The 11,228-nt window shown below is 56.4% G+C and carries 7 protein-coding genes and 1 pseudogene; 2 read left to right on the top strand and 6 right to left on the bottom strand.

The genetic code is table 11. From position 1 onward, the window contains the following. Nucleotides 1-237: 237 nt before the first annotated feature. The 5 genes from OMP38_RS10365 to OMP38_RS10385 all read right to left on the bottom strand — a co-directional run bounded on the left by OMP38_RS10365 (nt 238) and on the right by OMP38_RS10385 (nt 6,209). On the bottom strand, nt 238-2,613 hold the full coding sequence (locus OMP38_RS10365) for an alpha-L-arabinofuranosidase C-terminal domain-containing protein (protein WP_277564995.1): 2,376 nt from the start codon (nt 2,611-2,613) through the stop codon (nt 238-240). 20 nt (nt 2,614-2,633) lie between these two features. Next, a complete protein-coding gene (locus tag OMP38_RS10370; RefSeq protein WP_277564996.1) occupies nt 2,634-3,566 on the bottom strand; it encodes a glycoside hydrolase family 43 protein in 933 nt (310 codons plus the stop codon). 202 nt (nt 3,567-3,768) lie between these two features. Next, complete coding sequence (locus OMP38_RS10375) at nt 3,769-4,257, bottom strand: DinB family protein (protein ID WP_277564997.1); 489 nt, start codon at nt 4,255-4,257, stop codon at nt 3,769-3,771. Between the two features lie 90 nt (nt 4,258-4,347). Then, entirely contained in the window at nt 4,348-5,568 is a 1,221-nt protein-coding gene (locus tag OMP38_RS10380; RefSeq protein WP_277564998.1) for a copper amine oxidase N-terminal domain-containing protein, read from the bottom strand. A 245-nt stretch (nt 5,569-5,813) separates the two neighbouring features. Next, nucleotides 5,814-6,209, bottom strand: a complete 396-nt coding sequence (locus tag OMP38_RS10385; RefSeq protein ID WP_277564999.1) for a (R)-mandelonitrile lyase — start codon at nt 6,207-6,209, stop codon at nt 5,814-5,816. A gap of 188 nt (nt 6,210-6,397) precedes the next feature. On the opposite strand from OMP38_RS10385, the pseudogene OMP38_RS10390 reads away from it, so the two are divergent. After that, nucleotides 6,398-6,947, top strand: a pseudogene (locus OMP38_RS10390) (TetR/AcrR family transcriptional regulator). A 169-nt stretch (nt 6,948-7,116) separates the two neighbouring features. On the opposite strand, the gene OMP38_RS10395 reads toward OMP38_RS10390, so the two are convergent. Further along, nucleotides 7,117-9,501 (bottom strand): DUF4832 domain-containing protein, encoded by a 2,385-nt coding sequence (locus OMP38_RS10395; RefSeq protein ID WP_277565000.1) that lies wholly within the window; start codon nt 9,499-9,501, stop codon nt 7,117-7,119. Nucleotides 9,502-9,896: 395 nt separating this feature from the next. Between OMP38_RS10395 and OMP38_RS10400 the strand changes: the two genes are divergently transcribed. Beyond that, nucleotides 9,897-11,210 (top strand): copper amine oxidase N-terminal domain-containing protein, encoded by a 1,314-nt coding sequence (locus OMP38_RS10400; RefSeq protein WP_277565001.1) that lies wholly within the window; start codon nt 9,897-9,899, stop codon nt 11,208-11,210. Nucleotides 11,211-11,228 lie beyond the last annotated feature (18 nt).

An 11,228-nucleotide genomic window follows, 5' to 3' on the forward strand; every position in this document is an offset into this window, starting at 1 on the left:
TTGTTTCTAGTCGAGACTTTCTGCGGCCGGCACACAGCGTTCGGGTTGCGTTTGTTTCTAGTCGAGACTTTCTGCGGCCGGCACGCAGCGTTCGGACTGCGTTTGTTTCTAGTCGAGACTTAATGAGGCCGGCACGCAGCGTTCGGGGGCAATCCTGTTACCGGTTAGGACTTCTGTCACCCTGATCGCGGCGTTCGTACTGCGTTTGTTTCTGCCTGGTACTTTCTGTCGCCGGCGTTATACCCCCCGCACTCTCATGACCGTCACCGAATGCTTCGGAAACTCGTACGCGAATGCCGTCCCCTCGACCGTGAGGTTCTTCGTACGCGGCGCGATCTTGATCGGCTCTTCGAACGAATTTTCGTCCGCTAGACCATAGCCGCTCAGCTCGTGCACTTCCGCGACGAGCGGACGGCCGCTCTCCATGCCCTCGAACGCAAGCTCTACGGTCTCGGCCTCGCAGCGCACGTTGACGACCTTCAAGATCGTATCGCCCGTCGCTTCCTCCAGGCTCACCGAATAATACAGCGGCTCGATGTACGGGATATGGTCCTCGGTCTCGGCGACCGCGGCCCCGTCGATGGAGGCCAGTATTTTTCGTCCCGTCACGCGAAGCGTCAGGTCGTACTCCACGCCGTTCTGGACTTCGAACAAGCTTTGGGTGAGCACCGAACCTTTGCCGCCGACGACGGAATGGATTATGGAATCCTGGTTCTGCCAGCTGCCGATGTCCCACTGCAGATGCTGCCGCTCGTCGGTCCATCCGAAGTAAACGGCGAATCCCCATTGACCGCCGCCGGTTTTCTTGGCTTTGAGCGACAACGTATAGTCGTCCCAATCGGTAGCGCCCAGCATGGCGATATCCTTGTCTCCAGCTCCCGTTCGGTCAAGTGCCCTATCCGGATAAGAGAGGGTCTCGCCCGTCGCATGATTGATCAACCGGATCGAGGAATACTCGACCGCGTTCGCATTCGCGCCGACTCCGAATCCGCCGCGGATGGGCGTCACTTCTCGAGAAGGCTCGGACGCCTTCATGCCGGCAGCCTCGATCGGAAGCAAGCAGTCGCCTTGGTGGCGCATGAACAGCTGCTGAACGTAATAATTGGCGGTTCCGAATACCTCGTGATTGTTGAACCAGATCATATCCGGCTTCCAATTCACGTAATCGACGTTGCAGAGCAGCGGCGCATAACACGCCAGGCCGACCGCATGCGCATTCCGCTCGAGTCCCGTCATGAAGGCGGCCTCGGCCAGCGCATTGTAATAGGCGTTGCCCCATGAAGCGTATTCGCCGAGAAATACCTTGGGGTCATCCGCCTTGAAGCGGTCATAGCGGCCGACGTTGGCCAGGAACCACTCCGGCGACTGGTAATAGTGCTCGTCCACCAGGTCCGATTCGTTCTCCCTGGCCGAGCGCCAGCCGCGTTCGTACTCGCCGCCCGCGGCGAAGGGACCGCTGGAGTTAATGATTTTCATCTCCGGATACTTGTCCTTGATCGCCCGATGGAAGTACGCATACCGTTCGAAAAACGGCGCGCCCACCTCTTCGTTCCCGATGCCGATGTATTCGAGATTAAAAGACTCCGGATGGCCCAGCTTCGCGCGGATGCTTCCCCATTCGGTCGACTCGTCGCCGTTCGCGAACTCGATCAGGTCGAGCGCGTCGTCGATCCACAGGCCCAGCTCCTCGATCGGCACGATTCGCTTGTGATGCGGGTCGTAGCCGGCCGGCAGGATCGGAATCGGTCTGGCCCCGATATCTTCGCAAAATTGAAAGTATTCATAATAACCGAGCCCCAGCGTCTGATGATACCGCCAGTTGTTGCGCCTAGGGGGACGCTGCGCGATATCGCCGATCGTGTTTTTCCAACGATACATCGAATCCCGGTCTTCCGCGCTCAGCGAACCGTCATGCACCAGGCAGCCTCCCGGAAAACGCATGAACTTCGGCTTCAGGTCGGCCAGCAGCTGCGCGATGTCCGCACGAAGTCCGTTCGGCCGGTCGCGGAACGTTTTCTCCGGGAAAAGAGACACCATATCCAGATACAGCTTCCCCGTGCCTCGGGTCACGAGCGTCAACCGGCCGCTGAAGTCGGTCGCGCTCGCAGTCAGCACGGCCTCGTACCGCATCCATTCGGCGGACTCGACCTGGATGACGGCTTCCGCATGAACTACGCCGTCTTCGCTCTCGATCGCGATGCGCACGGGCTCCGCAAAGGAGGCGTCCCGCCTCGCGTAGACGGAAAACCGATACGACTCGCCGGCCCGGACGGGAATGCCGGTATTGAAGCCCAGGTTGGCGATGCCGACGCCGTCCCCTGCCTCGATGATGTCGATGACCGCGTAATGCGTGTTGCGTTCATTGAGCGGATGCGCATGATCGACCGCGATCGTCGCCTTGCCGGCCCCGCGTTCGATCTTCGCCCAACCGGACAGCGCATGATAGTCCGGATGATCGATCGGATCGAATTCGAAGGAACGATTGCGGACGAGCTCGGCGTACAGCCCGCCGTCCGCGGCGTGATTGAGATCTTCGAAAAAGATGCCGAACAGATCGCCCAGCGGCGTTCCTCTTTGTTGCGTATTGATCGTCAATTTGCCGGAAGGGGTCATTTGCGATTCGCTCCTTTGCGTCATTCGCCGAACGCGGCCAGCAGGCGGGCGCATTCGGCTGCGCGAAGGGGGAGAACGCCGCCATGGCGCTTCTTCGTTTTTCCAAGATGATATTCGCCTTCAGGCACCGCCCTGAATTCGCCGCTATCCAAATCGGAAGTAAGCAGCGGGAGATACCCTTTGCCCTCTGCGAAACGATCCACGATCAGGCACCATTCCTCGCGATCGTTGAATTTGTAGATTTGCGGTCCTTCTACGCCTAACATCGCTTCGAGGACGGGCGCGCGCACATCGGAAAAAGCATCGCTCGCCAGCGAGTCGCCTCTCTCGAGCCGGATGTTCTTCGTGGTCTCGTCCTTCGAGAAACGGTAATAGCGGCCTTCATGCGCGATGATCGTCGTGTCGATAATATGGTTGTCCCGTTCGATATATTTCTCGGCTGCCGTAAAGGTTCGAAAGTCTTTCGTTCGGGCGCTGTATATTTTCTGCTTGCGCTCCCGTTCGTGCGGTTCCTGCGTCGCGGAAGCCCAGAACACCAGGAAATCGTCCGCGGCCTCGTCATAGATCGCCTCCGGCGCCCAGACGCAGCCGGCCTCCGGCACGCCGACCGTCACCGCCCGCGGAGAAGACCAATTGACGAGATCGGCCGATTCCCATACGATGATCTCGCGGCTGCCCTGATTCACCGCGGCCTCCCAGCCTTTGCCGCTCGCGATGCGAAGATCCGTCGCGATCAGATAAAACTTGTCCGCCTTCGGCGAACGAACGAGAAACGGATCCCGCACGCCCTTCTCCCCCAGCTCGGAACGCAGCACGGGCAAGCCTTTATTTAGATCTTTCCAATGCAAGCCGTCCTCGCTGTAGGAGAAATAAACCTGTTCCCCGTCCGGCTGCTCGCCTATAAAATGGACCAAAAGGTATCCGGCATTTTCATTATCATGTTTAAAGGTCAATATGAGCCTCTCCCTTCCCGCAGATCCGCCAAGCCTGTTTATACCTAGAATCTCATCTTTAATTCGCGCCGTAAATGATCGATGATCGAGAAAAACCTGACCGATAATGCGAAAATAAAGGCCGTTAAAGTCCATGCTGCAAAAACAGGAAACAGCCCAGGTCGTCCGATCGGACGGCTTGGGCTGCCGTAGATGTTTCTCTTTATTGCTCGTCGGCGCTGGGGCCATAAATGCCGGGAATCGGCACATCGAGCAGCCTTAGATAGACTGTCAGCTGCCCGCGATGATGATAGCAGTGATTAAGAAGCGTCGAACGGACCTGCTCGTATCGCGAGGTCGAGGCGATCGACGTGCCTTCGAGCGTCCAGTTGAAGGTCTGCCGGAGATCAGCGTCGCTCCACTCGCGGATCTGGCTTGCCGCCGCTGCCGTGGAACGTTCCAGCAACGCCATGATTTCCGATACGGATTCGGCTTCGGGCAGCGGAACAGTCGGCACTTCGTGGGACGATGAAGCCAGCATCGAAGCCACAACTTCGGGCATGCCGGCCAAATGCAGGGCAAGCTGTCCCAGCGACATGGACTTGGCATGCGGTCTCCACGCCAGACTCGCTTCCGGTATGATCTCGACGATACGGCGCGTAGACGCCGCCTCCCGGTGCAGTTCTTCCTCCAACAGCTGGATCAAGCTCATGATTGGCCCCCCTCCTTGTCATAGCCCGATTATAAGTCAAAGCCCGACAAGACATTTCTTACCGATTGCTCGATTTGAAATAACGTTCTTTCACTTAAATATGTCGATCTCTCCGCGATGATCGAAATCTTGATCGAGGCTAATATCGTAGTTATACGTCCAGCGACCATTGGCATGTTCCAAATAAATTAAAGCTTCATATACGTCATCGCCTTCCGCAACATCCTCTGTAGCATCGCTCCAACTAAGCGTTCCCTGGACGATAGCCTGTTTTTTCCCAAGGAAGACAACTCGTTCATCAGTCAATTTGAATCTATTATCGCTATAGGAAAAAAACTCCTTCAGATTTTCTGCCCATGTTTCTTTTGTCAGGCTAAAGTCATACCAATCTTTAATAAATGATGGGGCGGTGTATTCAAGCGTTCGTTCGAAATCCTCCGCGTTGTAGGCGGCATAGTAGGTGTTCAAATCCGACAATACGGCATTCTGTTCACTAAAATCGTTCTCCATAATGACTGCAGCTTTTTGGTCGATGTCCACCGGAAGTTCCATCCTATTGTAAAGCCAACCTTCGTGCGCAATCTTCCATTGTCCATGTTCGAAGCGTAAGTTGTAGCCATATATATCTTCACGGTTCAATTCTTCCGTATGCTTGACATACGTTACTTGGAGCGTTGCTTCGCCGCTGGAAGTATATTTGATTCGATCGACGGTCACTTTATAATCTAGGACCGGGACTTCGCTAGTTTCTTGGTTAGCATCATAATCGTAGTCGAGATTTGAATAACTTCGCACAGGATGATCAAGCGTCAGTAAATTAGGATTAAATGTTTCATAATACTTTGTAACAAGTTCCTTAATAGCAGCCTCCTGACCGTAACCATATGACTTTAAACTCACGGTGAGCTTCGGTTGATCAAAATATACCGAATACTTCGTGATGTTCCCAAATTGGCGTAGGGGAATAAAAACTTGTCCGTTAATGACAGGGATGGCACGGTCTAAACCATAACTGGTATCGTCATACTCAATCAAATCCTCGCCTGCCCAGAAAGCGATTTCTGCTCCGTTAATGATTCCCGAGATTTTCCGGGTATCCGGATCATAATGAACCCCATAGCCCATAGCCTCAAAAAATTTGCGATATGGAACATACATGATGCCTGACTTCACGATTGGGTTGACCCCGGCGATGTGTTTATTATTAACATACAATTGAATCGGCTTGTTTGTAGAAGCGGCTTCCGCTACAGGCGAAATAATTAGAAGTAAGCAAATGAAAAGCAACGAGCAGATAAGCTTCTTGACCATGTGACACGTCCTAAATTAGATTTTTCGATTGGTAAGTATAAGTTCAAGTCCGACTACTATCCTTATCGTTAAAAATGATGTATAGCCTCAACTTTGACTCCTTCAACCGTTTCATCTCCCCCCAATCAACCTAGTTTGGTATATTTTACAACAACTCTCATGCCATGGATTAATTTAATTGCAAAATGAAAAAACGAGGAACGGCCGCTTGCCGTCCCTCGTTCCCGCAGGCGTAGCGATACGCCTTAACCCCCGTACTGCTCGTCGTTCACATGCTCCAGCCATTCGACCGCTTTGCCGTCCAGCCGCTCCTGAATGGCGATATGCGTCATCGCCGTCGTCGGCGAAGCGCCATGCCAGTGCTTCTCGCCCGGCGGAAACCAGACGACGTCGCCGGGACGGATCTCCTCGATCCCGCCTCCCCAGCGCTGCACGCGCCCGCTGCCCGACGTTACGATCAGCGTCTGCCCCAGCGGATGCGTATGCCACGCCGTCCGCGCGCCCGGCTCGAACGTCACGCTGGCGCCGGCTCCCCGGCCGGGATCAGCCGCTTCGAACAGCGGATCGATGCGCACCGTGCCTGTAAAATAATCGGAAGGCCCTTTGCCGGAAGGCTGCGACCCTGCTCTCCTGATTTCCATGCGTTCCATTCCTCCAATCGTATTGTATTCTTTCCCATAACCTAATCGAAACATTTCGAATAGTCAACTCATGTCTATTATTATATAATCGAATGCATCGGTTTCAATGGTCAATCCGCCGGGATCTGTTCATTGATGAACACATCGGCGAAAAGCGTTAAGTATGTCGGAAAGCCAGGTGAACGAGGATGGTTAAAGTAGACCGGAGAATCGCGAAGACGCAGGAGGCTTTGAAAAAAGCCGTCATCGAGCTGATGACCGAAAAAAAATTTCGACGACATCACCATTCAGGAGATCGCGGACCGGGCCGACGTGAATCGCGGCACCATCTATTTGCATTATCAGGACAAATTCGACTTGCTGGATCGACTCATCGAATCGCATTTGAACGAAATGGGCGAAATGGACGAATGGGCATGCGAACTGGAGTGGAAGGATGCGCTCGTCCCTTATTTTGAATACTTCGAGAAAAATTATTTGTTCTTCTCGACTATGCTGGCCAGCAAGGGCGCCCCGTCGTCGTTCCGAACCCGGCTGCTCACTTCTTTTATGAATGGCTTCAAGTACGAGATCGACCGGGACAGCGGCAAAAATGCGGACCTGACGGACGACGTCATGCTGCAATATGCCGGGACCGCCTATGTCGGCATCATCGAATGGTGGATCAAAAACGGGATGCCCCACCCGCCGAAAGTGATGGCCGAGCAAGTCGGAACGTTGCTGGGGAGAAGTCTCTAATCGATCGGCGTTCGCATGATGCGGCGCTATTCCGACGGCAAAAAGCCGGTACGCGTTTAGACGCGCGCCGGCTGTTTTGATTGCGGACATACGATCCGATTGTTGCGATCTTCCTGCAGTTATCACACTCCGCGGACTCCAGTGCCGTTATTACCTCCCTAACATACTGCTATTCGAAACGGATCTCGTCGATCGTAAAGCTGCCCGTGAACGCGCCGTGCTTGAACTTTCTGGCCGTCGACTTGTCGAAGCCCGCGAAGTCGGCCAGCGGAATGCGGATCGTCTGGTAGGCGGTCGTAGCGGTGACGGTCTTCGTTCCCTTGGCCCCGCCTGCGTCCCACAAAGTGACGTTAAACGAGGCGCCGTTCGTGCCGCTCTTCACGACATATACGAGATAGGTGTAGGCGGACAGGTCGACGTTCGTCTCGGCGGCGCTGAAGGTGGCGTCCCACCAGCTGACGCCGCTGAGCGTCAGCTCGGAACCGTTGCTCGAGATGGTGCCGTCTCCCCAATAGCCGCCACCCATGTCGTTTTTCAGCAGCGTATTGTACTGGGATGCGTTGTCGTAGTTATCGAAGATGAGCGGCGTCACGCCGCCTCCTCCGCCGTTAGCGCTTAGTGCAATACGGTCGAAGTCCGGCGCATAGCCGGTCGGCTGCGAGAACAGCAGCGTGTTGGCGCCCGCTTGCAAATGCACGGTCGTCGTCTTCGCCGCGACCGTCGTCCAGCCGCCGGAGCTCGGGAAGCTGATCGCCGCGCCCGCGCCGCCGTTCACGCTGAGCGAGGCCGAGCGGCTCGCGTCGCCGTTCAAGTAATAGATCGTCAGCGTATAATCGCCGGCGGCAGGCGCCGTGACGCCGTTGAAACGCAGCGTGCCGCTGCCGTTGCCCACGTAGCCTACCTTGCTTCCGCCGGAGCAGGTCGCGCAGCTCGAGACGGCAGCCGGGCTGACGAGCGTGTTGGCCGAAGCTTCTGCTTCATAGGAGGTCGTGCCTGCAGGCGGCGTTGGTGTCGGTGTTGTCGTTGGTGTCGGCGTTGGCGTTGGCGTCGGGGTCGGTCCGCCCGTCAAGGGCGGATCGGCCAGCATCGTGGACGTCGTGGCGCTCGCGGTAACATGGAAGCCCGACAGCGTCAGCCAGCCGCTGCGGTTCGCGTCCTGCCGCGTGTTCGCGAAGCGAAGCGCCTTGCCGTTCGACAGCGGGTTGACGACGCGCATGACCAGCTTATAATCGCCGGCGGGCAGATTGTGGCTTGCGCTGAAGGCAAAGCTGTAATCCGCGCCGCCAGGCTGTACGCTTTTCAGATTCCAGCTCGCGGTGCCAAGCGACTTGACCCAAACATCGGAGGCGTTCAGCACGCCGAACTCGACCGGCCAGTTGTAGTAGAACGGCGCTACGCCCTTGTTCTGCAGCTTGACGTTGACCGTCAGCGAGGACGCCGGCGAATCGGGCAGCTGCACGCCGGAGTTGTACAGCGTGTAGCCCAGCATTTTGTGCGCCCCCAGCGCATTGGCGGAGGCGGTGGCGTCCGGCAGCGATGTTTTAAACAATCTGTCGTACATGAGCCAGGAGGCGTGCGTCGTCTCGACCGAGGTCTGGTAGTTCTGACCGTTCTGGTTGGGCCAGGTCTGCCAGAAGCTCGTGTCCTGTTGAAGCGGCGGATAGAGCTCGCCGCCGATCGGATGCGTCTGCCAGATGTTCTGCTGTCCGTTCTGCGTGATCAGATTCCAGAAGTCCCAGTCGGTCTGGAACAGCGTCGCGTACGCGAAGGAATCGTCATGGTACCCGAAGGCGCTCTTAAGCGCCGCCGTGCTCGCGGAGTACGGATAGCGGGCCAGCACCTGCGTCGAGTGAAACGCGTCCTTGAACGCCGTCAGCAGCGCGTCCATGTTCGTCTGGTTCATCCGCCAATCGTTCGGTGCGGCGTCGTAGGGCCACGTATGCCACTCGCCCCAGAAGCCGTACAGTCCCGCCGTCACGAAGCCGATCCGCGGATCGCCGTCGTAGCGCGCGCCCAGCGCGGCGACGAACTGGCGCAGCGCCGTGTTCAGGTTGGCGTCGTTCCAATCGGGGGCCAGGCTGTGCGTCGACGTGTCGTGGTTGCCGTTCTGGTCGTAATCGCGCGTCAGCAAACCGCCGTTGATCAGAAACTGCGGAATGCCGGTCGTGCGCCCCGGATAGTCGACATAGACGCGGAACGCCGCCTGGTTGCCCCGGCTCGCGATATCGTTCAGATAGGCGTCCAGCGGCGCCCAATTATACGTGTTAGGGCCGGTCATGAGATCGCGCAGCGAGACGTAGAACCACTCCATGCTGTGCGGGAAGCTGTTGTTCGGATCGACGCTTTCCGACGGCTGCTTGGAGAAAGGCAAGAAGCCCTTCAATGGATTCTGCTCCAGCCCTGGCTTGTTCGGGTCGTACGTCTGGGCCTGCCATTCGCCCGAGGCGACGGCGTGCGGTAGCCTGAGGTTCATGAACAGCATCGTGCCGACCAGGGCAAAAACCATGAATAGGAGCATCGGCTTTGCGGGCCTTGCGAGTCGTGCGTTCGACATTACATCGTTCACTCCTGTTCGCATGGGATATGTTGCTGAAGCGCCCGGCGAGGCTGCCCGCCGTCCCTGCTCCTCGCCCCCCTCTCCGGTACGGCCACGCGCCTGCATTCCGATCGCAACGCAGGCGCAATCGGCTACGGGTTCACCTTGTAAGCCCCGCAATCTTCCGTAAGCGCCTACGATATCATCATAATTCACGCGTTTAACGCGTCGATAGGCCCTGATTTTAAGATCGAAACCATCTTTTTTTAGATCTGCGACGATGTGAACACAACCCGCAAGCGTCGCGCATGCGCCGCCGATCGTCTCGTATTCAATACCGCAATATCCCTATTCGGCGTCTATTTCCCTGTGCTATACTAGGCTCGGAAATGAGTGGAAATTGAAGGAGGGATATGATGAAAGGGCCCGGCAGGAAACTGCGAACCTTCGCAAGACAGCTCCATGAGCTGCGGGTACTTACCGTTTTGCTGATCGTGCCGCTAATGTTGGGGTTAGGCATAAGCGTTAGCGGGTCTGCGGCAGCCGCTGCCAAGTCGATCGTCGTTTATGTCAATGAGGAGCCGATCGCGTTCGAGGTCGATCCCTTCATGACAGGCGGCACGACGCTCGTGCAGATGCGGCCGCTATTCGAATCGCTGGGCATGGAAGTGGCGTGGCATCCGGACACGAAGCAGATTACCGCCGAAAAAAGCGGAACAAAGTTAACCTTGACCCTAAACAAGTCGGAGGCCAGCGTGAACGGAACAACCGTCCTTCTCGATGCGCCGGCGCGGGAGATGAAGGGCAGTACGCTCGTGCCGCTCCGATTCGTCGGCGAGGCTACCGGCTCGGTCGTACACTGGGACGGCGTGAATAAGGAAATTCTGATTTTTACGGAAGCCTATATTACCAAACTGGGTTTTACGATGGAAGACTTCAAGCTGTTGCTTGCCAACGCGCAGGCGCAGCTCAACGCACAAGCCGGTCAGGGCAATGGCACTACGAACAGCGGCAGCGGCACGAATGCCGGCGCAAACGGAGACAGCGAGACTGAAGTAGCCGCCAAAACGCCGGTTAATCTGGCTAAGCTGAGCGGCATGTATTATGCCCATGAGCAGGATACGTTGGGGTATGCCTGCGGCGGGCTTTGCACGAAAGTTTTCACCTTCCTGCCGGGCAATAAGGTCGTCGTCGGCTTCCCGAAGAGCGGCGGTCCGGAGACGATCGACTGCAAGGTCGACAAGTGCAGCGCCTATACGATCAAGAACGGCAAACTTACTGTCGGCGGCCAGTCTTATGCGATTCGCGTCTCCAAAAAAGGCGGCCTCTATATCGACGGCAACTGGATGATCCCTGTTCAATCGGTTGGCGCCAATCTCATTCTGGAAGGCAAATATAAGCATTATGGCTATCAAGGGCTCGGCGCCTTCGATTTCTCCAATACTTGGGAGTACTTTATGCACTTTCACAAAGACGGCACCGTCTCATTGAATGAAGCGCTTGTGAAGACAATCAGCTCCGAGAGCCTGGATCAAGAGTCAGGCGCAGCCGGCCTGGAAATTACGGGCACTTACCGCATCACCGGCAATACGATGATTCTCACGCTGGATAGCGGCGAGAAGTTCCGCTACCTGTTCCTGAAGGACCTGGACGATGACGGCAAAGCAAGCCTGCTGTATCTGCAGATCGGTGAACGCTTCTTCGAGCTGGAAGGGTCGGAGAGATAGACGGCGCTATCCATGCAG

Origin of the sequence: Cohnella ginsengisoli (genome assembly GCF_029525555.1) — a bacterium.
Taxonomy (GTDB): Bacteria; Bacillota; Bacilli; order Paenibacillales; family Paenibacillaceae; genus Cohnella; species Cohnella ginsengisoli.

Coding starts and splice junctions, on each gene's coding strand:
- OMP38_RS10395 (WP_277565000.1), bottom strand. CDS start 9,501: ATGTCGAACGCACGACTCGCAAGGCCCGCAAAGCCGATGCTCCTATTC.
- OMP38_RS10375 (WP_277564997.1), bottom strand. CDS start 4,257: ATGAGCTTGATCCAGCTGTTGGAGGAAGAACTGCACCGGGAGGCGGCG.
- OMP38_RS10400 (WP_277565001.1), top strand. CDS start 9,897: ATGATGAAAGGGCCCGGCAGGAAACTGCGAACCTTCGCAAGACAGCTC.
- OMP38_RS10380 (WP_277564998.1), bottom strand. CDS start 5,568: ATGGTCAAGAAGCTTATCTGCTCGTTGCTTTTCATTTGCTTACTTCTA.
- OMP38_RS10365 (WP_277564995.1), bottom strand. CDS start 2,613: ATGACCCCTTCCGGCAAATTGACGATCAATACGCAACAAAGAGGAACG.
- OMP38_RS10385 (WP_277564999.1), bottom strand. CDS start 6,209: ATGGAAATCAGGAGAGCAGGGTCGCAGCCTTCCGGCAAAGGGCCTTCC.